Genomic DNA, 24553 nt, shown 5'->3' with positions numbered 1-24553 from the left:
AACGCCGGAAGTCCTAGGACTCGTCATATACTAGAGGGGCAAAAACATGGCAGATGCGATGAGCTTTACCGGCATAGTTGAAAAACCAATTGAAGAATTGGTTTGGCTGGAGAAGGGGCGTCAGGGCGACGAAACCGCGCTGAACTACCTCATCAATAAGCATCGGGCGCGCCTCATTCGGGTTGCGGCCAACATCCTTCGCGACAACAACGAAGCCGAAGACGTGGCGCAGGAAGCCTTTATTCGTGGATTCCGCGAACTGAGAAATCTGCGCGACGATCGTGCGTTTAGCGGTTATCTTTATCGCATCGCGGTTCGCATCTGTATGGATCGACTGCGCTCGCGCAAGCCGCAAACCACGGCGATTGACAATGGCGAGGCCGATCGCGGCACCCAAGTCGAAAACCGCGTGCTGATTCAAAAGCTCTTGGCGATGCTCTCGCCGGATCTGCGCACAACGCTTGTTCTGCGCGAGATTGAACAATTGAGCTACGAAGAAGTCTCTCAAGTCATGCGCGTTCCCATCGGTACGGTCCGAAGTCGTTTGCACGCCGCTCGTGAGAAATTTCGCGAGCTCTGGATCGCGGCTACCGCGGAGGAAGAATGAGCCCGTGGTCTCGCCGTAAGGTGAAGAACGCCTTTCACGACCAGGCTCTCAACGAAGAGCCGCTGGGTCTGGAAGACTTTCTTGAATCCTGCGTTCTCGACGAACGCGGCGCCAACGAGCTTCGCGCCGAAAGCATGTCGCTCAACCTTCTGCGCAGCCTGCAGGAAGAAACTGAGCCAAGTGCCAATTTTAACGAGCGGACTCTGCGCCGACTCCGTGTGGCGAACGAGCAAGCGAGCCTGCGCTACTGGTCGCCGGCCATTTGCGGCGCGCTGGTCGCGGTCCTGATTCTCGCCGCCGTGCTGCAAGTGTTCAACACGCCGCAACTCACCGCGTGGTCTAACCCGAGTTCGGAAGCACGCCTCACGCGAGACTCGCAGTCGCCGCTGCTCCACACGCCGTTCGGTCGCACCACGGACCGCTAATGCTGGGCGTTCCTGCGCGGCTCCTTGTGGGCGCCGCGGTCGGCACGCTTATCCTCGGTATCGCGCATCACCGCACCCGCCCCGTCCTGGAGTCAGCGGTTCGTGTTCTCACTACTTTTCGCGGGCCCGAGAACGCACGAGTGGTCGTGCTCTCGCCCCAACCAGCGCTCGGATTCTCGCGCCTGTCGTTTGACTTTTACACGAAGCGCACCTCCGTCGGAATGCGCGAAGACCTCGCCGAAGCCGCCCAAAAGGAACCCGAAAACGCCTTTTGGCAGCAGGGCTTGGCGATTGCTCACCTCGACGCCAACGAGCTTGAGCTCGCGCGGCGATCCTGGATTCGCGGGTCAAAGTGCGGCTACTGGAAAGACTACTATCCCGAGATGAGCGCCAACACCCTGGCCAGCGCCCAGGAGTGGTTTGGGGGCGATTGGGCGTGGTTTCAGCTGTTGGCGCGGGACAACACTCCCGGCGGACTCGGGCTCCAAGTCGCCTCGGCTCGCCTCATCGCCACCGCGCCTCCCGATCAAAAGCTCGAATTGCAGCTCGCCAGCTTTCGGCATGGACGCTTGATCCGCGACTTTTGCCAACGGCTGGACGGCGCGCGAAAAGGGATTTCGCTGATCTTCAGCCCAGAATCCGAGCAAACCAAATCCAACATTCGGCGCGGCAACTGGATTGACCGATTCCGGATGGCCTCCGCCCTGCGCGCGGCGAACCGCGAGCAAGACGCCAAAGATGTCGAGCAGATCTTCTTGACCTCGGATTCGTGGTCGGCACTGGAAGACCTGGAGGCAGATGGCTCCTTCAGCGAGGCGCTCTACGCGGTGATTCCGAGCGTCCTGCTCACCGCCTTGGCCGGGCTGCTGGTAGGGTTGGCGGCGCGAATTCCGCTCCCGCAAGGCAAGCCGTTCACCCATGCTCAACTTGGCGGACTCGCGGTGGTCGCGGGCCTGGGGTGCAACGCGCTGTTCAACCGCGACCTCGTGGTGACTCTGCTGGCCGCCTCCGCGGTGGGCTTGCAGGCGTTTCGAACGCCGGGCGCCGGACGTGCGGCTCGCGAGGACTTTCCGCCAACCGCCCGCCTGGTCGCGTTCTTGATTGCCGCCACGATCGGGATCGCGGTGTACTTCTTCCTGGGCGGGCTGCCCGCGACGGGCGCAAACTTGGGCGAACAACTCCGCAAGCTCGCTGCCTTCCCAGTCGTGATCATCGCCGCCAGCTTGCTCGTGGTGCGACTGGCGAGTTGGTTTACGCGGCGCGCGGCGCGGGACCTCTGGGGCGAGTTTTTGGGCGCGATGTCGCAGTCGCTGCTGGTGTTGGCGGGCGCTACCTTCATCATCGGGCTACCGCTGATCACCGTTTGGGATGGCAGTTTGCGCACTGAGTTTGAGAAGATTCGGCTCAACGAGCCAAAATATGCTTGGAACCAAGTTGGACGTTGACCTTTTCATCCAGCGGCGCGAAGCCGAGAATCTTCGCTTGCAAGAGCACCCTTCGGGGCGCATCTGGAGCCTCGGCTTCGCGGCGATTTTCAACGACGTTCTGGCGCAACTCGAGGCTGAGTTTCGCGCCGACTTCCCCGGTTTGCCGCCAATCAGTTTCGTGGCCACGGGCGGATTCGGACGTCAGGAGATGTCGCCGCATTCCGATATCGACTTCCTCATCATCCCGCTCAGCGAGGAGTCGGCCACTTTCGATCGGGCGATGCACCACCTGTACCGCCGCATCGAGGACACCTTCCGCGACCTCAAACTCAAGGCGGACTATTCGTATCAACTGCCCACCGATGCCGGAGTGCTGGACCAGAAAACCCGTACCGCCGTGCTCGACGGGCGACTGGTCGCGGGGAGCCATGAGCCGTGGGAGCGATTCCAACACAACTTCTGGGAGTCGTTTTCGCCCGGCGAGTTCGTCCACACTAAACTCGCGGAACGCCGTGAGCAGCTAGCCAAAATCGGTCGGACACCGTTGCTCGTTGAACCCGATCTCAAGCTCGGATTCGGCGGATTGCGCAGTTACCACTTGGCGCAATGGATCGGCACCGCGCTCGGCGAGCGCCCCATTGGCCACACCGAAGCCATGGAGATCGTTCTGCGCATGCGCAACCTCTTGCATGCGGTGAATAGCGGCAACCACAACGTGCTCGCTCGGCCCAAAGCGGCGCGCATCGCCGACCTGCTCGGCCGTGAACTCTTCGGCATGATGAGCGAGTTGCTCGACGCTCAGCGCGAGCTCGCCGCATTGGAAGACGATGCGCTCAGCCGCGTTCGCGAGGATCGCTATACGCTGACGCGGCACGTGATGGCGATCCGAGGCGACGTTCGCATCTCGGGCAGCCCCCGCATTTCCGAAGCCGCCTATGGCGTGGCGCTCGGCGATCAGCTCGGTCTTCGCATCGAGCCCATTGAGGCCAGCGCGAGCCCGGTCTGTGATTGGCGCGAGCTCCGCGAGGCGCTCCAATTTGGCCCGCAGGTGGTGCGCGTGTGGGAACGCTGTCACTTGCTACAAACCATTCTGCCCGAGCTCCAGGCTTGCCGCACGCTGCTTCCGCGCGATTCGACCCACCGCTATAGCGTCTTTGAGCACACCATGCAGGCGTTGGAATTGCTGGAGCACATGCGCCAAACCGATGGCTTTTGGCAGAGCCTTTGGGACGACGTGACCACGCCGACAACGCTCACCATCGCCGTGCTGCTCCATGACGTGGGCAAGATCGATCCCGAGCGCTCGCACAGCGAGGTCGGCGCAGAGATTGCCACCCGCGTCGGCGAGCGATGGGCGATGGACGCGGCCTCCGTCGCCGACGTGCAATGGTTGGTGCGGCATCACTTGGCCATGGCGCACACCGTGCGCTCGCGCGACATTCAGCACCCCGAGACCGTCGCCGAGTTTGCCGAACTCGTGCAAACCCCGGCGCGTCTGGCCATGCTGACCTTGCTTACCGTGGCCGACATCCAAGCCGTGAATTCGGAACTCTGGACAAACCTGCAGGAAACGAGCCTGCAAGACCTCTACGCGGCGACCCGAGCCCACCTTTTGGAAGGATTTTCGCCGACCCCCGAACCCAGCAGTCGTCGCCGCGAGCTTCTGCGCGCCATGCGCGCCGACGTTCCTGAAGCGGAACTCGAGCGTTATGTCGAGGCGCTGCCCGCCCACTACGTGCTCACCACGCCTTCGACCACCATTCGCGAGCACTATCACATGGCGCGGATGACCACCCGCGACGAGCCCCAGATTCGCCTTGTCGCCGACGAAGAGCGCCAGGTGACGGACCTCACCATCTGCGCGCCCGACTATCGCGGTCTGCTGTCCGACGCGCTGGGCGTAATCTACGCCTACGACTTGCAACTGGTGGGCGTGCGGGCGGCGACCGCTCAATGGCCGCAGCATGTCGCCATCGACACGCTGAGCATCTGCCACGCGGGGAGGCAAGTGCCGAGCGGCATCGCCACGCAAGTCGAAAACTCGCTACGCAAGGTGTTGAGTGGACAACTGCCGCTTGATATCCTCATGCAAAGCAAGGGCAAAGACCCAAACCTTGTGCAAAAGGTGCTGAAGGTCACGCTGAAACCCGGCGAGCCGGCGATCCTGGATGTCCGGGCGCCGCAAGGTCGAGGCATGGCGTACCGCATTTCGCGGGCCATCGCGGGAGCGGGCTGGGAGATTTTGGCCGCTCGCGTCGGACAATGGGCGGACCACGCGGTGGCTGCGTTCTACGTGGAAAACCCAAGCGAAGGTCCCATTCGCGAGGCAGATGTCGCCCGGGCGTTCGGTGCCGCTAGTATAATCAGCCTGGACGTATGAACATCATCATCTTCGGCTGCGGCAGAACCGGCGCCGTCCTCGCCCAACAGCTTTCCAAGACCCACCAGGTCACCGTAGTCGAACAGAATCCCGAAGCCCTTTCGCGGTTAGGCTACAAACACAGTTGCAAGGTTGTGCTCGGGAGCGGCTTGGACATGGACACGCTCGAGAAGGCCGGAATTAAAAACGCGGACATGTTTTTTGCCCTTACTCGCGGCGACAACACCAACCTTATGGCGGGTCAAATGGCGCGCATGACGTTCAACGTGGAGCGTGTGGTCATGCGAGTCGCGGACATGCACCGCGCGGAAGCCTATCGTAAGCTTGGCTATGTTTGTTTGACTCCGGCGCTGCTGCTGGCCGGCATGATGGTAGACATGACCAACGGCGACGAGTATAAGCCGATTGAGGAATACAACCAGCTTCCTAAGGAGATGGCGCTCTAATGTATCTGATCATTGTTGGCGGTGGCAACGTCGGGCTCCACCTGGCCAAAAAGCTCATGGCGCACGATCACGAGGTGCTCGTGCTGGAAAAGATGCCCAAGCAAGCCCAGCGACTTTCCAGCGCGCTCGGCGATGAACTCGTTTTTCTCGGGGACGGTTGCGAAGTCAGCGTGCAAAAGCAAGCCGGCTTCGGCCGCGCCGATGTGGTGGTCGCGGTGACCGGCGAAGACGAAGACAACATGGTTGTCTGCCAAATGGCGAAGGCGTTTTGGAACGTCAAGCGCGTCGTTGCCCGCGTGAACGACCCCAGCCACACCAAATTCTTTGAGCAGATCGGCATTGACGATGTCGTCTCGGCGACCAGCATCATCTTTAACCTCGTGGAGCAACAGATCACGGCGGACGAACTCATCCCGCTTGGCGCGCTCAACAAGGGCAATATTGAGATTATCGAGGCGCACTTAAGCCACCGGTCCCCGGCGATCGGCAAGCGCGTTCGCGAGTTGGGACTGCCGAATGGCACCAACGTCGTGTATCTGCTCCGGGCCGACCAGGGCGTCCTCGTCAGCGGCGAAACCCAACTGCAAGAAGACGACACCGTGGTGGCGTTGGTACCCGTGGAAGGCGCCGACCAGCTCCGCAACTTACTCGTCCCGGCGAAGTACTAACAGGGCCGTCTCCAGCACCTCAGCGTGCGACCACGTGAGCGGGCTGACCGAAAGCGGTTGGCCCGTCAGCGGGTGCAGTTGCTCACTCAGGACTCCACTCGGGTGCGCCCACTTCTGCGCCCAGCGGAGCCAATCTTCCGCCGCCGCCCAATTGCCTCGGCGAGCCTCGGCCCGAGCCACCCACATCGTGCAGATGATCCAAGGGTTGCCGGGAGCGTCTTCGGTCTGCCGGAAATAGTAATCCTTCTCGTATCGGGCGTAGCCATCCACCGGAGTCCGCACCCGGAGGCCGTCTTGCAAGGTGAGAAAGGCCTTCTCAAAGTTCGGCATCTCGGCGGCGAGGCCGAGATCGTCAAACGCCAATATCGCACTATCCAGCGTGGCGTCGCCAGCGTAGCCGTCGGCGGTGGGCGTCAGCATCCGGAAGTAGCACGATCGCTCCGCGTTCCAGCCGTGCTCGTTCCACGCGGTGAGCATGCGATCGGCGGCGGCTCGCCATGCCGAAACCTGCTCCTCGCTTCCCCACCGCTCGGCCATCGTTGCCGCCGCGCGGAAACCTGCGACCGTCGCGGCGACGGTGTGCGCGTGGACGCCTCGCCGCTCTTCCCAGAGGTCCCAACTCGGCTGCGGCAAGCCATCACAATCCACGTAGTCGAGCATGAACTCCATGGGCCTCTCGACCAAATGCAGGAAGAACTCGGGCAGTAAGGGGTCGTCGGGCTGGGCGGCGGCGTACACTCCGAGCGCCCAGATGGTCAGGCTCGTTTCGTCTTGCTGGAATGGCAGCACGGGCTCGCCATCCACGATGTACGGGTGCCAGGTCGCGCCGACCGTGCCGTCGGGGCCGTACTTCTGGTGAAACACCGGCTGCTCCGGCGTCAAGAGCGGCGCGCAGAACTCGAAGTACCGTTTGGCCACCTCAAACTGGCCGGCGCGCACGAGCGTCGCCGCGACGTAGGCGCCGTCGCGCGGCCAGCAGTAGCTGTAGGTCGCGCGATTCTCCAACAAGATGTCGCCATCGTTGGCGGCCAGAATCGCACCCAGTTCGTCGCACTGCGTCAAAACGAGGCGCAAGGATTCCTGGACAAAGTCGGCCAGGTCCACGCCCAGATCGTCAGTACCTTCGAGCGCGGGTAGCGGCTCGCGGACCCAGTCCAGCCCCACGCCATTGAATCGAGCAACCATGTCCTCTCGATTCATTCCGGCGACGATGCGAAAATCAATGGACTCCTGCTGGCCGCTGCCAACGCGAAAGTGAACTGCAAATACGGAGTCCACTGATCCTTGCTCAATCGGCTTGCCGCTCAGTTCGCCGTCTTCCGCGTCAAGCCAAGTGCCCACGAACTCCTTAAACTGCTTGTAGCCGGTACTCCACCGCGCCATGCCGCCTTGCGGAGTCGCGGCGTGAAAGGCGAACCACATGTCGCGCTTAAAGTGGACCATCGCCTGGAGCTCCGGGTACACCATCGCGGTGTCGCCAATATCCGATTCGGCGATGCGCAGATCGGGCGCGACGAAGAAGCGGAACTCCCGCTCGTCACCGTCGTTGGTCAACTTCCAGCGGCGGCGGAAGACCGGCTCTTCGGCGTGCACGTCGTCCTCAAACGTCAGCCGGATGCCCAACCCGGCGTGCGCAAGATCGCCGCGCTCGGCGCGGATTTCCTGAGTCCAACCAGGTCCGTCCAGCCAGGCGAACTGACCATCGGACCAGATTCCAAACCGGATGCGGCCTCCCGCGAGGTGATTGTAGAGCCCGACCCACGGGTAGAAAAGGTCGCGAATCGTGGCGGTTTGGTCCGACATGACCAAGAATCCACCGTTTCCAGAGACAAGCGGGCGGGGCATTGCAGAAGTCTACTTCCCGGCAAACTCGTAAGAATTGCGTAAGATTTCACCAACCGAGGCAGAAAACTGAACAAACGACTTGGAAATTCGCTCTATCTAACGTACACTTGAGGGTATGGGACCTTTGTCCCTCCTCTCAGGAGAGGAGTACTTCTATGAAGAAAATTGCAATTCTTGCTTTGGCCGCATCGGCCGCGGCTGCTAACGCAGCCGTCTTGTTCCAAGACACGTTTGAGACTTATACGGCGGGCAGCTCGCTGAGCGGCCTCTCGGCACCGGGTGGCTTTACCTGGTTCACGACCGGCTCGGGCATTAAGGCGAGCAGCGTTCGTGGCAACCCCGGCAAGTCGGCCTCGCGCGATTGGGCCGTTGCTGGTGCCTACGCCTGGGTGGACACTCCCTTCGACTCGACGACATCAAGCGACAAGGTCGTAGTCGGTAGCGTTGACCAGTACATCGAAGCCGGTTCGACTCTGAACCTCGATGAATTCACGGCGGGCCTCGACATGTACACCTTCGCGGTGGACTTTGTTGGTTCCATGCGCGTTGACTCCGCCCTTGGCGAAATCTCGATCATCGGTCTGCAAGGCATCGGTTTCTACCTGCCGCAAACCGCCCCGCTCGATCAATGGAATAAGGTCGAAACCGTCGTGGACTTCGACTCGATGATGGCTCGTTGCCGCTTGAACAACCAGTACATCGGCGCTGGCATTAGCATTGACCAAACCGATTTCAACGACGTTGACCTGGTGCAAGCCAAGTACTTCACGCCGAACTCGCCCGCTCGAGCCTTCCAAGATAATTTCAAGATCGAAAGCATGACTGGCGCCGCTGCTGGTCTCACGAAGATCTCGGGCACCGTTACTCTCGCCGACTGGACGCTGACGCCGGACTTCTGGTTCATGCACGTTGGCGTAGTCAATCCGGCCACCGGAGCTCTTGTTGATGACTTCTTCGCGGTACCGGACGCAGTCGGTAATTGGAAGGGTAACACCGCAGTTGCCAACGGTAACTACGATCTGTACATCAAGGCTGGCACCTGGCTCTCCAAGAAGATCGGTGCCATCAACGTGACCGGTGCGGCCATCTCGGGCCAAAACGCGACACTGACCAACGGCGACGTGAACAGCGACGACCTGGTGGACATTGGGGACTACTCGCAATTGGCCGCAGCCTTCGACGCCCTGTTGGACGAAGACAGCGACCCAGGCAACGGCAACCAATCGTCGGCCAACTGGGATGCTGCCGCCGACCTTAACGGCGATGGCGTGGTTGACATTGCCGACTACTCGGTGCTGGCCGCTGCCTTCGACGCAATCGGCGACGCAGAAGCAATCGGCGTAACGCTCTAAGATCGGACCCGAAACCTCAAGAAGTGGCCCGCCGCAAGGCGGGCCACTTTGCTGTTGGCGGGTATCCTAGAGCCTCAAATGAAGCTTCACGAATACCAATCGAAAGACCTTCTTGCGCGCTACGGAGTCGCCGTTCCCGGCGGATCAGTAACCTCCGATCCGGCTGAAGCCAAGCGTATTGCCGACGAGTTTGGCGGCAAGGTGGTTGTCAAAGCGCAGGTCCTGATGGGCGGTCGCGGTAAGGCCGGTGGCGTCAAGCTTTTCCAAGATTCGCAAGCGGCCGCGGACTTCACCAAGGAGCTCATTGGCAAGCGCCTCATCAGTATTCAAAATCCCGACGGCATGATCGTCGAGAAGGTGCTCGTCGCCGAGCAAATTGACATCGCCGAGGAGTACTACCTTTCGGTGTTGCTCGACCGCGCGGCTGGCAAAATTATCGTGATGCTCAGCCGCGAAGGCGGCATGGAGATCGAAGAAGTCGCCGAGCACTCGCCGGAGAAGATTGTCAAGGTGGATGTTGATCCTGCCTGGGGCATCGAGCCGTATCACGCGCGCGCCGCTGTTATCGCCGCGGGCATCCCCAAGCCGGCCCAGGGCCAACTGGTGCAAATGATTCTCAAGCTCGTGAAGGCCTACCAAGAGACCGATGCCGACCTCATTGAGATCAACCCCGTCGCGCTCACTCCCGATGGCCGCGTCCTCGCTGCCGACGCCAAGGTGAGCATCGACGAAAACGCATTGTTCCGCTATCCCGAATACGACGCCACCAAGGACGATGCCGCCGAAGACCCGATTGAAGCCGAGGCCTCGCGCCGCGGCATCGCCTACGTCAACCTGGGCGGCGACATCGGCATCATCGGCAACGGCGCGGGCCTCGTCATGTGCTCTCTCGACGAAGTCAACGCCGCTGGGGGCAAGCCCGCCAACTTCCTGGACGTGGGTGGCGGCGCGAAGGCCGACCGGGTGCGATCCTGCGTTGAGATTGTGATGATGAACCCGAACATCAAGGGCCTGTTGCTCAACATTTTCGGCGGCATCACGCGCGGCGACGAAGTCGCCAAGGGCATCATGGAGGCGCTCAGCACGCTGAACGTCAAGGTGCCGGTGGTCGCCCGCGTGGAAGGCACCGCGGCGGAAGAGGCGCTCAAGATTCTCGAGGACTCGCCCATCGTCGGCGCGAGCACCATGCAAGAAGCGGCCCAAAAGGTCGTCGCCCTCGCCTACGGCAAGTAAGCCAACTTATTGGAGCGCGGATTCTCCGCGCTCCCCCGTTCGAATACGAACCGCCTCCAACACCTCGGTGACGAAAATTTTGCCGTCGCCGATTTCCCCGGTCTGAGCCGTGGTCGCGATCGCCTCGATGGTTGCTTCGAGGTCTTCGTCGCTCACCACCACGTCAATCTTGACCTTTGGCAGCAAGTTCAGGGCGTAGGTGCTCCCGCGATACTTGTCGGTGCGGCCCTGCTGGCGGCCAAAACCGCGCACCTGCTCCACGCTCATGCCCACGATCCCGGCGGCCTCAAGAGCGTCTTTAATCGCCTCCAAACTATTGGGGCGGACAAAGGCTTCGACACGCTTCATGCCCCTTATCGTACAATACTAATCGAATTTGCGCTCCGAACGACTCCTCATCGCCATCCTCGCGGTTCTCGCCGTAGGCGGAGTTGTCGGTTGCGTTTGGGCCCTGGTGCGGTTGCGCCAGCGCAACAAAGAGCTCGCGGCCAACAACAACAAGGTCGCGTGGCTAGAGCGGCAGCTGCGCACCAACCGGCGCATTGTCGGGGCGGTGGCCGACGGTCTCAGCGTGGCGCTGCTCATCTGCGATCAAAAGGGCACGATCTCCTTTGCCAACCGCGCGGCGACCGAGCTTTTTCGCATCCCCGACATGGAGCGTCGCTCGCTGACGAGCATCGCCCTGAGCGCCGAGGTGAATCAGCTACTCCAAGATGCGATTGACGCCGAGGGGCAGGTCGAGACCGAACTCACCCTCCGGCTCCCCGACGAGGTCAGCGCCATCATCCAAATTTGGCCGGACAAAAACGACCCGAACCGGCTGTTTGTTTCGCTTTACGATATCTCGCGGCTGCGCCACTTGGAGCGGGTGCGCCAAGATTTCGTCGCCAACGTTTCGCATGAGCTCCGCACGCCGCTCACGACCATCCGCGCGCTCACCGAAACACTCAGCGATAGCCCGCAAGACGAGCTGATCGAGCTTGGCGCAAACTACCTTCCGCGTATCATCGGCGAGGTTGACCGCCTCACCGCGATCACGACCGACCTTCTGACATTGGCGCACGCCGAGACCACACCGGTGACCAAGGAAGCTGTTTCCCTGGACCAAGTGGTGCGGCAAGTGGTTGAGCAGACGCGCAGTCTGGCCTCCAGCAAGGCACTCGAACTCACCTCCGAAGTCGAGCCGTGTATGGTCAGCGCCAATCAGGACCAGCTTACGCAGGTGCTCATCAACCTTGTCGAGAACGCGATTAAGTACACCGTGCGCGGGTCGGTGCAGGTGCGCCTCACGGCGGTCGAAGGCATGGCGCGACTCACAGTGCGCGATACCGGCATCGGCATTCCGCAGGAAGATCAAACCCGCGTGTTCGAACGCTTCTATCGAGTGGACAAGGGCCGCAGCCGCGACAGCGGCGGCACGGGTCTTGGGCTGAGCATCGTCAAGCACATCGTGGAGCAACACGGAGGCCACGTCGCGGTGGATTCCATCCTCGGCTTGGGGTCAACCTTTAGGGTTGAATTACCGCTCCATTCGGATGCGCAACCGCATTCTCCACACCAAAGCCTGACGTAACCACCGAGGCATCGAAGACCTTGCCCACGTAGCTGCTGGCATTGCCCTGGCGATCCACCGCGCACACGGCGAACGCCTGCAACGCGCGGTTGTTGAGCTTCAGCGCGCGCGACCACGTGAGCGTGGTGCTGGGCACTACCTGGTGCGACCACGCGTTGTTTTCGCACGCCGCGATGACGTACCATTGCGCCGCCTCGCTTCCTTGCGCGACCCACGACGCTTGGTGCGTTTTGGTTGTTCGGTTGTACGTGTAGGTGAGGGCGGGCGTAAACGGCGCGAGATTATCAATCCACGGCGCGCTCGGAATAATCGCCGGCTGAGCGTATTGCCCAGCGGCTAGGTTCGTGCGCAGGTTGTCGCGGTTGTCGCGGAACACCTTGAAATTGTAGAACACGTTGCCGGTCGCGCCCGCGGTGTTGCGGGTCACATCAATCTGGTCGAGAATCTCTTGTGTCACCCAAGCGGAGGTGGTGCCGTCGGCGACCTTGTACGCGGCGTTCGAGGCGTACACGTGGCGGCTCATCAGGTTCTGCTGAGTCCACCAGTTGAGGAGCGCGCTGTAAGGCTGGCCGGTGCTGGATATCTTCCAATACAGCTGCGGCGCCAGGAAGTCCACCCAGCCGAGTTGGAGCCATTTGCGCGAGTCGGCGTAGATGTCGTCGTAGGCACTTAGGCCAGTCACGCCGGAAGGGTTGCCCGGCTTCCAGATGCCGAACGGCCCGATGCCGAACTTCACGCCCGGCTTAATCGCCTTGATGTCCACGCCGACTTCTTGAACCAGCGTGTCCACATTGTTGCGCCGCCAGTTGGCCAGCGAAAGCGTGCCACCCGCCGCCTGGTAGGCCGAGTACGTCGCGCTATCGGGGAAGGTCTCGCCCGCCTCAGGGTACGGGTAGAAGTAGTCGTCGAACACGACGCCATCAATGTCGTAACGAGTCACCAGGTCGCTAATGACGGTCCGGATTCGCGTCCGCGAATCAACCTTGCCCGGATCGAAAAACTTGTCGCCGCTAAACAGCGCCATGAGGTCGGGCCGCGTTACGCTAATGTGGCTGGACGCCGCCGTCACTCCAGTGGGCAACGCCCGGTAGGGGTTGAGCCAAACGTACAATTGAATGCCGCGCGAGCGAGCGCCGGCCAGCCAGTAGGAAAGCGGGTCCCACACCGGATTCGGCGCCGTGCCCATGGTGTTGGTCAGCCACTTGCTCCAGGGCTCAATGCCCGAGACGTACATCGCGTCGGCGGCGCTGCGCACCTGCAAGAACACGGCGTTCATCTTGAGGGTTTGCGCGTGGTTCAGAATCGTGTCGGCTTGCGTGCGCTGCGTCGCCTGCGCCGCGGTGGCCGTGGTCGGCCAGTCGATGTTCCATACGGTCGCCACCCACGCAGCACGCATTTCGCGGCGCGGCAAGGGCGGGTTGAGCAGGCTATCGAGGCTCGGACCAAACTCCGTTTGCGCGACGGCGGTCGCCACACAACTTAAACCAGCGAGAATCCCCAGACCTTTCATTTCACATCGGCCCAATAGCCAAGCACTCCAGTGAGGCTAGTGGCGCAGACCTTCATAGATTCTATCGGAAGAGCGCCCAATTCCGATGGCTTGAGGACAATTTCGGACATTTTTGCCGAGGCAACCTTAATCACGTCCCCGTTTTCGCTGGCGATCACCCAGAATCGCGCTCCGCTCATCGGCACCAGGCGCAACGTGTTGCCCGAAGTCCGCACGGTCGGGGCGGCCGGCTGCGCGTCGCCCAGCCACGGGCTCGGCGGCACCACAGCCTTTTCCGCGTACGGCCCGGCGAGCAACAAATCGTTCAGCCCCTTAGAGTTGCGCATAAACACCTTCATGCTAAAGTGCACGTTGCCCGATTGCTCGACCCGGGCGCGAGTTTCGGCGATCTGATCCAGGACTTCCTTGGGCTCCCAGGTCTCCATCACGCGACCAGTGTAGTTGCCCGGCCACAGGTGACGGCCCTTCGTGTTCTCGCCCTTCCACCAATCCAAAAGCGCGGTGTAGGCTTGCGCCTTTTGCGCGATCGGCCAATAGAGTTGCGGCGTCATGTAGTCGAGCCAGCCCTCGTTGAACCACTTCTTGCAGTCGGCATAAAGCGCGTCGTACTGGTCAATGCCGGCGGTGGTTCCCGCCGGAAATCCGGGTCGCCAAATGCCGAAGGGGCTGATGCCAAATTTCACCCAGCGCTTGGTGCGCTTCAGTTCAAGATAGACATCCCGCACAAAGTCATCTACCGCCTTGCGGCGCCAATCGCCGACCGAGAGCTTGCCGCCCTTGTCGCGGTACGTCTTGTAAAACCCTTCGTCGGGAAACGGCAGGTTTTTGCCGTCCGGGCCTTTTTCGGCATAGGGATAGAAGTAGTCGTCAATGTGAATGCCATCGAGGTCGTAGCGTCGCACGGCGTCCATAAACACGTCCCGGCTGCGCTTTTGCACGAACGGGTCGGTCGGGATCATCCAGTTGTAGCGGCCATATTTCGGGGCCGACTTCGGGTGCGTCTTCACGATATGGTCGCTGGACACGTCGCCCTTGGCGGCGGGGTGTTTGGCGCGATACGGATTAAACCACGCGTGCACCTCAATGCCGCAATCGTGGGCTTTGTCAATGATGTATTCCAGCGGGTCCCAAGCCGGGCTCGGCGCCTTTCCGGTTTGCCCCGTGAGATATTCCGACCACGGTTCGAGCTTACTTTTGTACAGCGAATCCGCACTCGGGCGAATTTGAAAGACGATGGCGTTGAGATTGAGCTCAGCGCAGCGCTGGATGATGCCGTCGAGCTCGGCCTTTTGCTGGGCGGTGGACAGCGTTCGCTTGCTCGGCCAATCGATATTATCGACGGTGGCGACCCACACTCCGCGGAACTCTTGCGGAACCGGAGGGGCGACGAGAGACGATGACATAAGTAAGGCGGCAACGCTGAGGCTTACCATAACAGGTACATTACCCCCGGGATTCACGATGAGTTCAGACCTCAAGTTCAACCAGTTTCAACTTTCGTGTCAAGGTGTGACGCTGCCGTTCGGATTGGTGGTTGACGAAATTTCGGTGCGCGCCACCGAGCCGGTGGTGAACTTGGACAACGGCAAGATCGCCGCCATCGGCGCCCAAGATGCCTTCGCTATTGTGAGCGAGGCCAGCATCGCCAGCTACCTTCGCCCACAACTGCCGAGCGCGGTGAAGGAAGCCGACGTATACATCGGCGACGGACTGCTTAAGATCGCGGCCAAGGTTGTAGTCGTGTTCCCGATTAGCGTCAACGCGTATTGCCGGCTGGAAATCGTGGACGAATCGCGGCTGGAGATTCGGCTACACGATGTCGAGCCCGGCGGCCCGGTCCGCGGCATGCTCGAAAAGTACATTGACGACGTGAACCCGATTCTGCAAGCCAGCGACTTGCCGATCGCGCTCCGGTTCACCGACGTGCAACTGGCCGATGGCCAGGTGCGCCTTCAGGCCGAGTTATTGGCCAGCGGCTAGTTGCGCGGCCATCTCGCAAAGCATCCACCGGAAGCCGTTCTGGTAGCTCGCCGGGTCGGTGATCCGCGGGTTGCGATAGCGCGCCGTTTCGTAGCTATACAGATCCAACTCCTGGGTGGTCAGCGGGAATTGATCCGCCATCACGCGGTAAAGATCGCTGATTCCCGATCCGCCGACCGCGCCCCACCAGCCGATGTACGGCGTTCCGCTGAGTTCGGAAGGTCGATAGCCGGTGCCCCCGTTGCCTGTAAACTTCCAGCCATAAAACCCGTTATGGCCGTCCATGTAGTTGGCAAACTCAACGCGAAGTGGGTTCACCTCGTCCGTGGAGCGAGTGAACAATACCACACGGTTGAGGATTTGCCAGGCAAGCCGACCTCGAACTTCACGCATAGCGGCCGCTTCCGCGGAGCGGTAGGTGCCTACCTCTAACGAGTGCAGCCATGCTCCCCAGCGATTTGAGTGCGAAGAATCTTCGGCTATATTCGGCCGACGCATTGGCAGGTTTTCTACGGGCTCGGTTGTTGTGTAGCCCGCGTACGCATAGTCCTTGTGTAAAGTCCAAACTCCGCGATTGAACAACCATCCCCCTTCGCTGGTGCGCTCACCCCGTTCTTTCACCACGCGGACGCCCAGCGCCGTGGCCGCAAACAAGTCGGGCGTAAGTTCGGTCAGATTGCCCGTGGCACGGGCGTAGCTGAGAAGTTCGGCCGCCGTACACATCGTGAACATTTCGTCATCATTAATTGCATAGTAATAGTTGTCGATTCCTCTGGGCCCCAGCTTCCAGTTCACCTTTTCCTCAACGCCACCGGGAAATGGTTCGGTGTCCCATTGCCAAGCTGGAATCTCGTTCCACATGCGCTTAAACTCGCGGCCAACAAACTCCGGTAGGCGGGGCGGGATCAGTGAACCAAGTCCGTTGCGCTGAGCCTCGCCGATGTAGAGCGCCATACAGTAGGCAAACTGAATGCGGTGCAAGTCGTACTGACTCGGCAATTCGGAAACGGCATCCAGCATGCGATCGAAGAAGCCTCGGAACGCCGCCATCATCGGGGCATTCTTGGTGCGCGCGGCGTACATCACCGGCACCGGCAACCAGACACCCGCGTCGTAGCACTCCGCCTCAGACCAAAGATCACCGGCCAAGTACGGCTGGGCCACACTGCGGAAGGTGTCGTTCACCTGCGAGTCCACCGACTTGCTACCTCCTCCGCCGCAGCCGGCGGCAAGAAGGAGAAATGGTGTCAAGTGGCGTAACTTCATGGTGTGATTATAAGCCATTTCTGCGCAAAACCAAAATGGTGCCTACTCGCGAACGGCGATTTCCGCCGCCATTTTGCAGACCATCCAACGCAAACCGCTATAAAAGCTAGCCGGATCGCGCACAGCAGGGTTGCGATACTGGTTTGTTTCGATGCTGTAAAGATAGAATTCGCGGGAACTGAGGGGGAACATGCTTGCCATTTCGTCATACATCGCGCCGATCGAACTGCCACCTAACATTCCCCACCAACCCATGAACGGCGTCCCGCTGAGCGCAGATGGTTCAAACCCTGGCTGCGAGTTGGAACGGTACTGGTAATAGCCATTGTGCCCATCCATGTAATTCGTAAATGCGAGGCGAACATTAGGGTTGGTCGGATTCTTTTTCGCGACTCGATTGAGAATTTGCCAGGCCATTCGCCCGCGAATCCTGCGCAGTTCGGACACATCCTCGGAATCCTGTGCGCCGTGCTGGAGAGATTGAAGCCAGGCACCTAGGCGCATAGAATTGGAGATTGGCTCGGCAACATTTGCTCGTCGTCCATTTTGGTAGCCGTACGGATCGGGCGGCGTTGTGTAAGAGCTGTACTCGAAATCCTGGTGGTCATACCAAAGACCGCGATTAAAGAGCCAACCGCCCTCACTTGTATCCTCGCCTCTTACTTTGACTGTGGCCACCCCGAGTTCGGTGGCCGTTTCGAGGTCGGCGAGAAAACTTCCGAGTTTGCCCGTCTCCCGTGCGAACTTGACAAGTTCGGCGGCCGTGCACATGGTGAGCATCTCGTCGTCGTTGATCACACGCAAGTAGCTTGGCGAAGTTGGACCCGCGGCCAACTTCCAATTCACCTTTTCTTGAATCCCGCCTGGGAACCCCGGGCCAACCCACTGCCAGGCCGGCTTTTCATTCCACAAGCGCTTGAATTCGCGGGCTGCAAACTCGGGAAGTTTCGGCGGAATCGAGGCATCAAGCCCATGCCGATGGGCTTCACCGATGAAAACGGCGATAAGGTAGGCAAACTGAATGCGATGCACATCGGAGCTCGGAAGTTCGGTGATTGAATCGAGCATTCGATCGAAGAACTTGCGATACTCGGCCATGATTTCGCCGTTGTTCGTGCGCGCAGCGTAAATGGCGGGTACTGCTAGCCATGTGCCAGCGTCGCCTATCTCGGTTTCGGTCCACAAATCTTGCGCCAGATACGGTTTAAACGTGCTGTGGAAAGCGTCCAATACGGGCGACTTTGCGGAGGTGCCCCCACCGCCTCCGCAGCCCGCCACAATAAGGAGCCATGGTGTCAAGAAGCGCAATCGCATAACGCAATTATATGCCAAGTTGCGAGTGTAAACTGCCGCTATGCTCGATTTTGAAGAATCCTACAACATCAGCCGGGGGCGGTTTGCCAGTTCGGTGGAGGCATTGAACCAGGCTCAACTGAACTTTAAGCTCCACGATGACGCGCTCACGATCGGGCAGATGGCGATTCATGTGGCTGGCGTGGAAGTGTGGTTTACCGCCCAGTGCCTGGGCAAGGAGCTTGACGAGTTCGAGGCCAAGGTCGCGCGATGCGCAACCGAGGGTTCGGTGAACGATCTGCCCTTCCCTTACCCGGATGCGGAGATCACGCCCGAGCTCGTGCTACAGGCGCTCGTGATGGGCGAAAAAGCCGCCCGCGAACTCTTCGCCGCCGAGGCGAGCATCCGCGATGTGCAGCTCACCAGTGCCCTGGGCCCGGTCATCACCGGCACCGGCGCGATGGCGCGCATGGCGTTTCACCCGGGCTACCACCACGGCCAGGCGTATCTGATCATGGGCGCGCCGGGATTCCCGAAATGAGCCCTTTGCTTTGCCTCGCGGCGATCGCCGCTGGCCCCACCCCGCCGATCATGCGCGAGCGACAGATCGGGCCGCCGACCGAAATCACGGGCGGCAAAGTCACCGAGCTCAACGTCGGCGACCTAAAAGCGACCCTCTTTGTGCCCGACGGGTACCGGGCTCCCCGCAAGCCCGAAGTCTGGATTCACTTTCACTCCGCGCCGTGGTTTGTGGTTTCCGAATACCAACGCGCCAAGTGGCGCACGCCGGTGGTGATCTGCAACTTCGGCCAAGGCTCCACCGTGTATGGCAAGCCGTTCACCGAGATCGGTAGCTTCCGCGCGTGGCGAGAGCAGATTGACGCCGCCCTTGGCAAGCCCACGCAGCAGTGGGGCATCACCAGTTTCAGCGCGGGGTTTGGCGCGGTGCGCAACCTCATCCAGGACCCGGCCCTTGCCAGCCAACTAAAAACTGTGATTCTCGCCGATTCGCTGTACGGGTCGCTTGATCCGGCGGTGACCACCGAGCGCAAGCCGCTTCCGGCGCACCTCAGCATTTGGGACCCAATCGTGCAGCCGGCCATCGCCGGGAAAATGACGGTGATTATGACCACGACCCAGATTACGCCCGAGACCTACGCCGGCACGTGGGAAGTGGCGCGAGGGCTGGTCGAGAAGAGCGGCGGCACCATGCGCGAGGAGACGGCCTCCACCGAGGAGTTCGCGCTCCTGCGCACTTACCAAAAGGGTCGCTGGTTCGTCTGGAGCTACAACGGCATCACGCCGATGGCGCACATGACGCATCCACGCCACCTAGCTGAGTTACTGATCGAAAGCCAGCGCCGTTAAACCGGAGCGGCCAAGGCCATAATCGCTTCCTCGGTGGCTTCGGTGCGGCTGAGTTCGCCAGACAAGCGGCCCTCCGACATCACCAAAATGCGATCGCCCAGGCGCAGGACCTCTTCCATGTCGCTGCTCACGACAAGACACGCCATGCCCTGCTCCACCAGGTTCTGAATGAGGTCGTAAATCTCGGCCTTGGAACCCACGTCGATGCCGCGCGTCGGCTCGTCGAGAATGAGTACCTTGGGCTGATGCGGCAACCACTTGCCGATGACGATTTTCTGCTGATTACCACCGCTCAGCGTCCTAACTGCCGTGCTCGTAGTCGAGGTTTTGACGCTCATTTTTTCGACGAGGCTTGTGGCGAGTTCTTGCTCGCGCTGGGTATCCAGGCGGGCCGCATGGCGATTCGGCAAGGCAAAGTTCTCTAGCACAGAAAGCTCGGTGAGCAGCCCGCTTTGACGCCGATCTTCCGGCACCAGGCAGATGCCGGCGCCGATGGCGGCGCGCACGTTGTTGAGCGGCACCTCGCGTCCATCCACCTGCACCGAACCGCCGCGCGGCTTTTGAACCCCGGCGAGAGCTTCCACGACTTCCGTGCGGCCCGCGCCCACCAGCCCGGCCAAACAAACAACCTCTCCCGCAGCCACGCAAAACGTAATCTCGCGCTCAGGATTTGCCTTGGTGCGAAGACCGGTGACCTGCAGGCGAGTTGCGCCCGGCGAGTGCGCTTTGGGTTCGTACGCGGCCAGTTCGCGACCGACCATCATCTGCACCATGGTCTCGATGGTCATCTCCGCGGCGGTGAGTTCGCCTGCGTTTTTCCCGTCGCGCAGGGCCACCACGCGATCGGCGATGCGCATGATCTCGCCGAGACGGTGCGACACGTACAGCACTCCGACACCGCTCGCTTTGAGTTCCTGAACCAGGCTCAGCAGGGCATCGGTTTCACCCGCGCTCAGGCTGGAAGTCGGTTCGTCCATGATCACGAACTTCGCTTGCCGCGCGATCGCTTTGGCGATCTCCACCATCTGCTGACTCGCCACCGAGAGGTCACGCATCATCGTGGTCGGCGCGATGCTGCTCCCGATTCGCGCAAGTACGGCGGCGGCATCGGCGTGCAGCTTGGCCTGATCAATGATCGGGCCGCGCTTAGGCTCGTGGCCCAGATAAATGTTGCTCGCCACATCCAGGTCGGGAATGGCTGTGAGCTCCTGGAAGATCACTGCGATGGGCCCCGACGTCGCGACCTGCCCGGAATCGGGATTCTCGATTCCGCTCAGCGAGCGGATGAGCGTAGACTTCCCCGCCCCATTTTCGCCGATCAGCGCAACGCACTCGCCCGGCGCAACCGCCAGCGAAACATCGGCCAGCGCGCGCACGCCGGGGTAGCTTTTGCTGACCTGCCGCGCCTCAAGCATGCGCCATCACCGTCTGCTGGCAAGCCTGGCCTAACGCCTGTTCAAAAAGCTCCCGCGGAATATCGGTCGGGTAGACCGCCGCCGGGAGCCGGAACACCTTTTGCGTGTTGATCTGCGGCATTCTGACCGGCAAACTTGCCTGCACGAGCACGGCGGTTTCGGTGACCTTCAGGGCGCATCCGCCGAGCTTAGTGCCAGTGACGGCATTGATCACGTCGTTGCCGCTGAGCAGACTGAAGCAGTCGCTGCTGCGTCCGCCGGTGAGCACACTCGGGCGATCATCGCCGAACATCGCGTCAATCCCCGCCGCTCGCAGAGCGACCACCATCGGCGCGATCGCCGCCCGATAGACCCGCGCCACGCTCCGCTCGCCGGTGCTTAAGCCCAGCAAGAGAAGCGGAAACGCGAGCCCCACCGTAATATCGTGACCGTGGAGCACGGCGCGACCGCCGGTCGGTCGAGGCGCGAAACCAATCTCCGCTTCGGGCAACAGATCGCGCTCCGGCCGCTGACTCAGCCCCAGGGTCACGCAAGGCTCAGCCCAACTGTAGACTCGCCAACCCGGCTGACCCGCCTCGGCCGCGGCGAGTAACCGGCGGTCTTCGTTCATATTAAACTCACCTTCCGGCGAGAGAAATGGCATGCCGCTAGCTTACTCGCGTAGACTAGAAGCATGAGCGTCCCGATTGTCCGCGCGCCGAAAAAAGCGGCCCCCACCGCCGAGGTGCTGGCGATCAATCCGCCCCTCGTCGTGGATTGGCTGGTGCGGTTTTTGGTGCACGAGTGCAAGGTGCGGCGCAACATTCACCGAGCCGTGCTGGGTCTGTCGGGCGGCGTGGATTCCGCAGCGGTCGCCTACCTTTGCGCGCGGGCGTTCGGTCCCGAAAACACACTCGTCGTGCGCATGCCGTACAAAATCAGTTCGCAAAACTCACTGGACCACGCGCAGCTGGTCATTGACGACCTCGGCCTCAAACCAATGACGATCCCGATTACGGACATGGTGGATGGCTACCTGACCCAGCTCGGCGGCGAGGTTTCCGCCACGCGCATCGGCAATGTTTGCGCGCGATGCCGCGCCAATATTTTGTTTGATCAGAGCGCGGCCATCGGCGGCCTTCCAATTGGCACGGGCAACAAAACTGAGCGGCTGTTTGGCTACTTTACTTGGCACGCCGACGATAGCCCGCCGATCAATCCGCTGGGCGACTTGCTCAAGTCCCAAGTTTGGGACATCGCCCGCGAGTTGGGCGTGCCCGAGGTGATTGTGGACAAACCCGCCTCGGCGGACCTAGTTCCGGGGCAAACGGATGAGGGTGATTTCGGCATCAGCTACGCCCGCGCCGACCTGATTCTGCATTACCTACTGCAAGGCTATGACCGCGCCGGGTTGGTTGGTCTTGGCTTCCCCGATGCCGAGGTCCAGCTTGTCTGGCGGCGCGTGGATGGCACGCACTGGAAGCGGCATTTGCCGACGGTCGCGATGCTCACGGACACGAGCATCAACGACTACTATCTGCGTCCCGTGGATTACTAGACAATCCTTTGCATCCGCTTGTGCGCTGTCCACGTCTTGGTTTTTGAATGGCAAAAAAGCTAAAAAACTCAGAACCATTTGTCTGGGATTACTTGCAAGAGTTGCAGGGGAGCCTCGATGTTAGGTACGAAGTATTGTCTGGAAACAAGCGTCCGGATTTCTCAGCTTGGGACCATCGCGGAATCAGGGCAACTTGGGAAGTCACTGATCGCGACCACTCGACACAAGCAAAAGATGACGAGTATGCCGAGAGGCTCATTAGAGAGGGCGTCATGATTGTTAAGGATGCCCCCGCTCTTGAGATGCTGAAGAGGAAAATTAAGAAGAAAAGTGAGCAATTGTCTTCTGCCAGTCAGCATCCTAACATGTTGGTGTTTGCAGTTTGGCGCGGCGAAGCCGTCCTGTACCCACATCTCATAGCAAGAGTACTAAACGACAGGTCGCATGAACATTGGAGGTTCAATGACCATACAGAGAACCAAAGCATCTCTGCACTATCAATCTTACGAATTGCCCAAGTCGGCATTTTTGAGCATGACCTAGATTCAATTTTAGACAGAAATGCCAAAACCATGGATGAGTGCCTGCATGCCGTCGATTTGTTCTTAAAGGCATATGAGTTGATTCGACATCAGGACCCTTGGAAGCCACGGCTGGATATTATCCTAAATCCGCGAGCACTGAGTCCATGGCCTGTTGGTCTTTGGGGCCGCCACGATCGCGTCTTCCTTCCAACTGCCGACGGCTTAGAACTCCTGTATGACGGGTTGAGCCCCGCAACCTTGCGCTCAGCCTAGGACCTGTCTCGCAGAACTGTTCGTTGCGCTAATTACCTCGCACATCATGCAGCGAAGCGAGCCGCCTGAGGCTTCAATCGTCGCGATGGCGGGCGAGTAGATGGGCTGCTGCAGTGTTTCCGTGAGCGCGGCTCGTGCCGTCGCCGACATCCACCAGGCGCGCTCGTGACCTTGCAATTCCATAGCGTTGCCGGCGAAACCCCGGACCTCGTCATCCGAAAGCTCCACAATGCGGTGACCGGTTGAGGCGAGTCCGGCTCGGACATCGTCGCCGCAGCCGTGCCACATGAGCGCCTCGTCTTCGCCGATCGCCATGATCACGTTGGTGTGATACACCGGCTTGCCATCGAGCTCGGCTTCGAACTCGATGACCTTGATGCCGGTTTGGCGGGACCATTCGGCCAAGGGCGCCGGGTGCGTGCGCGGCCCTAAGCAAGCGTACGCGAGGTTGTTCTTTTGGTCGAGCACCAGGCTGCCCGTGCCCTCCAGGGCTTGACCATCCGCCTCAAACTGAGTCAGATCAATGATGCGGCGATTGCCGATCAACGATGCGAGCGCGCCGACCCGGCGCTCGCGACGGCGACTCGCGTTGAGCATCGGATACACGACGACAAAATCCTCGTGGAAGCTGATCCAGTTATTCGGGAAGACGGCGTCGGGCGCGTCCGGCAGACCGGGCAGCACCGTCACTTCGACACCCGCCTCGCTTAGCATCGCAACTGCATTGTCAAACTCCGCGCAAGCGAGCTCGGCGATATCGCCCACAACCGGGCGCTGAAACACGTTGGTCGCCGCCGTTTCGGGGTTCACCGAAAAGTGGTCGGGGCGGACCATCAACACGTGCGAGCGAGTCATTGCAAGCCTCCGTAGATAGCGCACGGCGCGCCCGTTTGCTTGGCCCAGCGGATGGTGCCGTACTCGTAGTGCCACCACTCGTTGGGGTAGTTGACGAAGCCGGCGCCGATCATGGCGTGATACAGCACGCGGCGCATGCGGCCCGGCTCGCCAAGCGGCTCGCGTTCCAAGGCGCTGGTCAAGGAAAGGTCGTGCGCGTCATCCATAGAGGTACCTACGTCCACGGGTTCGCCGGTGGCCAAGCAAATGAGCGACACATCGACGGCACCGCCGGTCAAGTGAGGCGGGGGTTGGACAGGGTTGAACTCCGGACTCGCGACAAATCTCCGGGTTTGCGCCAGCAGCTGTTCGCCGCTCCACTCAGGGTTCAGGCGACGCGTGGTTGCCATCATTTCGTCCCATAGGGCTTGTTGCACCACCAGAGGGCGGTAGCCGTCGCTCACTCTCAAACCAATCTCATGTGGCAAAGCCTCGACCGCCACAGCCAAACGACGCTGTACTTCCTCGCGAACCAGGACGGCCTCAGTTGCCCCAGGGAGGCCAGCCACACAATACATGCTGACCGCAAAAAGCCGC

24 protein-coding genes are annotated in these 24553 nt (G+C 60.8%); 14 read left to right on the top strand and 10 right to left on the bottom strand.

The window, feature by feature from the left end; all coding sequences use genetic code 11:
- Positions 1-46: 46 nt before the first annotated feature.
- Genes JNJ45_05280 through JNJ45_05255 form a run of 6 tightly spaced genes read left to right on the top strand, consistent with a single transcriptional unit; the run spans position 47 to position 5953 of the window.
- On the top strand, positions 47-607 hold the full coding sequence (locus JNJ45_05280; protein MBL8048075.1) for a sigma-70 family RNA polymerase sigma factor: 561 nt from the start codon (positions 47-49) through the stop codon (positions 605-607).
- Complete coding sequence (locus tag JNJ45_05275) at positions 604-1032, top strand: hypothetical protein (protein MBL8048074.1); 429 nt, start codon at positions 604-606, stop codon at positions 1030-1032. Before JNJ45_05280 ends, JNJ45_05275 begins: the two co-directional genes overlap by 4 nt.
- The gene (locus JNJ45_05270; GenBank protein MBL8048073.1) at positions 1032-2477 is read left to right on the top strand and encodes a hypothetical protein; all 1446 of its coding nucleotides are present in this window, start codon (positions 1032-1034) and stop codon (positions 2475-2477) included. The genes JNJ45_05275 and JNJ45_05270 overlap by 1 nt, the downstream gene beginning before the upstream one ends.
- A complete protein-coding gene (locus JNJ45_05265; protein ID MBL8048072.1) occupies positions 2452-4839 on the top strand; it encodes an HD domain-containing protein in 2388 nt (795 codons plus the stop codon). The genes JNJ45_05270 and JNJ45_05265 overlap by 26 nt, the downstream gene beginning before the upstream one ends.
- Positions 4836-5285 carry a TrkA family potassium uptake protein gene (locus tag JNJ45_05260; protein ID MBL8048071.1) on the top strand — a complete coding sequence of 150 codons (450 nt, stop codon included), beginning with the start codon at positions 4836-4838 and terminating at the stop codon, positions 5283-5285. Before JNJ45_05265 ends, JNJ45_05260 begins: the two co-directional genes overlap by 4 nt.
- On the top strand, positions 5285-5953 hold the full coding sequence (locus JNJ45_05255; protein MBL8048070.1) for an NAD-binding protein: 669 nt from the start codon (positions 5285-5287) through the stop codon (positions 5951-5953). Before JNJ45_05260 ends, JNJ45_05255 begins: the two co-directional genes overlap by 1 nt.
- Here JNJ45_05255 and JNJ45_05250 read toward each other — a convergent pair.
- Complete coding sequence (locus JNJ45_05250; GenBank protein ID MBL8048069.1) at positions 5930-7798, bottom strand: glycoside hydrolase family 15 protein; 1869 nt, start codon at positions 7796-7798, stop codon at positions 5930-5932. The two genes, JNJ45_05255 and JNJ45_05250, sit on opposite strands and share 24 nt — an antisense overlap.
- 155 nt (positions 7799-7953) lie before the next feature.
- Between JNJ45_05250 and JNJ45_05245 the strand changes: the two genes are divergently transcribed.
- A complete protein-coding gene (locus JNJ45_05245) occupies positions 7954-9150 on the top strand; it encodes a hypothetical protein (GenBank protein MBL8048068.1) in 1197 nt (398 codons plus the stop codon).
- A 78-nt stretch (positions 9151-9228) separates the two neighbouring features.
- Positions 9229-10383 (top strand): ADP-forming succinate--CoA ligase subunit beta, encoded by a 1155-nt coding sequence (gene sucC / locus JNJ45_05240; GenBank protein ID MBL8048067.1) that lies wholly within the window; start codon positions 9229-9231, stop codon positions 10381-10383.
- A 6-nt stretch (positions 10384-10389) separates the two neighbouring features.
- Here sucC and JNJ45_05235 read toward each other — a convergent pair whose 3' ends face one another.
- The gene (locus JNJ45_05235) at positions 10390-10731 is read right to left on the bottom strand and encodes a P-II family nitrogen regulator (GenBank protein MBL8048066.1); all 342 of its coding nucleotides are present in this window, start codon (positions 10729-10731) and stop codon (positions 10390-10392) included.
- Positions 10732-10759: 28 nt separating this feature from the next.
- Here JNJ45_05235 and JNJ45_05230 point away from each other — a divergent pair, with 28 nt between their 5' ends.
- Positions 10760-11956, top strand: coding sequence for a hypothetical protein (locus JNJ45_05230; GenBank protein ID MBL8048065.1), 1197 nt, complete (start codon positions 10760-10762; stop codon positions 11954-11956).
- On the opposite strand, the gene JNJ45_05225 is transcribed toward JNJ45_05230, so the two are convergent.
- Together JNJ45_05225 and JNJ45_05220 are read right to left on the bottom strand one after the other, a co-directional pair.
- Entirely contained in the window at positions 11892-13430 is a 1539-nt protein-coding gene (locus JNJ45_05225; GenBank protein ID MBL8048064.1) for a family 10 glycosylhydrolase, read from the bottom strand. The genes JNJ45_05230 and JNJ45_05225 overlap by 65 nt on opposite strands.
- 32 nt (positions 13431-13462) lie before the next feature.
- Entirely contained in the window at positions 13463-14869 is a 1407-nt protein-coding gene (locus JNJ45_05220; protein MBL8048063.1) for a family 10 glycosylhydrolase, read from the bottom strand.
- 58 nt (positions 14870-14927) lie between these two features.
- Here JNJ45_05220 and JNJ45_05215 point away from each other — a divergent pair, with 58 nt between their 5' ends.
- Complete coding sequence (locus JNJ45_05215) at positions 14928-15446, top strand: LmeA family phospholipid-binding protein (GenBank protein MBL8048062.1); 519 nt, start codon at positions 14928-14930, stop codon at positions 15444-15446.
- Here the strand turns inward: JNJ45_05215 and JNJ45_05210 are convergent.
- Both JNJ45_05210 and JNJ45_05205 read right to left on the bottom strand, forming a co-directional pair.
- Complete coding sequence (locus tag JNJ45_05210; protein MBL8048061.1) at positions 15429-16712, bottom strand: hypothetical protein; 1284 nt, start codon at positions 16710-16712, stop codon at positions 15429-15431. The two genes, JNJ45_05215 and JNJ45_05210, sit on opposite strands and share 18 nt — an antisense overlap.
- Before the next feature lie 42 nt (positions 16713-16754).
- Complete coding sequence (locus JNJ45_05205) at positions 16755-18026, bottom strand: hypothetical protein (GenBank protein ID MBL8048060.1); 1272 nt, start codon at positions 18024-18026, stop codon at positions 16755-16757.
- A 40-nt stretch (positions 18027-18066) separates the two neighbouring features.
- On the opposite strand from JNJ45_05205, the gene JNJ45_05200 reads away from it, so the two are divergent.
- Both JNJ45_05200 and JNJ45_05195 read left to right on the top strand, forming a co-directional pair.
- Positions 18067-18546, top strand: a complete 480-nt coding sequence (locus JNJ45_05200; GenBank protein MBL8048059.1) for a hypothetical protein — start codon at positions 18067-18069, stop codon at positions 18544-18546.
- Positions 18543-19373 (top strand): hypothetical protein, encoded by an 831-nt coding sequence (locus JNJ45_05195; protein MBL8048058.1) that lies wholly within the window; start codon positions 18543-18545, stop codon positions 19371-19373. Before JNJ45_05200 ends, JNJ45_05195 begins: the two co-directional genes overlap by 4 nt.
- On the opposite strand, the gene JNJ45_05190 is transcribed toward JNJ45_05195, so the two are convergent.
- Positions 19370-20788: a sugar ABC transporter ATP-binding protein gene (locus JNJ45_05190; GenBank protein ID MBL8048057.1), complete on the bottom strand. Its 1419-nt coding sequence runs from the start codon at positions 20786-20788 to the stop codon at positions 19370-19372. The two genes, JNJ45_05195 and JNJ45_05190, sit on opposite strands and share 4 nt — an antisense overlap.
- The gene (locus JNJ45_05185) at positions 20781-21431 is read right to left on the bottom strand and encodes a hypothetical protein (protein ID MBL8048056.1); all 651 of its coding nucleotides are present in this window, start codon (positions 21429-21431) and stop codon (positions 20781-20783) included. Before JNJ45_05185 ends, JNJ45_05190 begins: the two co-directional genes overlap by 8 nt.
- Positions 21432-21461: 30 nt before the next feature.
- Here JNJ45_05185 and nadE point away from each other — a divergent pair, with 30 nt between their 5' ends.
- Both nadE and JNJ45_05175 read left to right on the top strand, forming a co-directional pair.
- Positions 21462-22325 (top strand): NAD(+) synthase, encoded by an 864-nt coding sequence (nadE, locus tag JNJ45_05180; GenBank protein MBL8048055.1) that lies wholly within the window; start codon positions 21462-21464, stop codon positions 22323-22325.
- 47 nt (positions 22326-22372) lie between these two features.
- Positions 22373-23122 carry a hypothetical protein gene (locus JNJ45_05175; GenBank protein ID MBL8048054.1) on the top strand — a complete coding sequence of 250 codons (750 nt, stop codon included), beginning with the start codon at positions 22373-22375 and terminating at the stop codon, positions 23120-23122.
- On the opposite strand, the gene JNJ45_05170 is transcribed toward JNJ45_05175, so the two are convergent.
- Both JNJ45_05170 and JNJ45_05165 read right to left on the bottom strand, forming a co-directional pair.
- Complete coding sequence (locus JNJ45_05170; GenBank protein ID MBL8048053.1) at positions 23114-23977, bottom strand: hypothetical protein; 864 nt, start codon at positions 23975-23977, stop codon at positions 23114-23116. The two genes, JNJ45_05175 and JNJ45_05170, sit on opposite strands and share 9 nt — an antisense overlap.
- Positions 23974-24525 (bottom strand): hypothetical protein, encoded by a 552-nt coding sequence (locus JNJ45_05165; protein ID MBL8048052.1) that lies wholly within the window; start codon positions 24523-24525, stop codon positions 23974-23976. The genes JNJ45_05170 and JNJ45_05165 overlap by 4 nt, the downstream gene beginning before the upstream one ends.
- Between the last annotated feature and the right edge of the window lie 28 nt (positions 24526-24553).

The organism is Chthonomonas sp., from assembly GCA_016788425.1.
GTDB lineage: Bacteria > Armatimonadota > Fimbriimonadia > Fimbriimonadales > Fimbriimonadaceae > JAEURQ01.
This window is presented reverse-complemented; position numbering and strand designations above follow the sequence as displayed.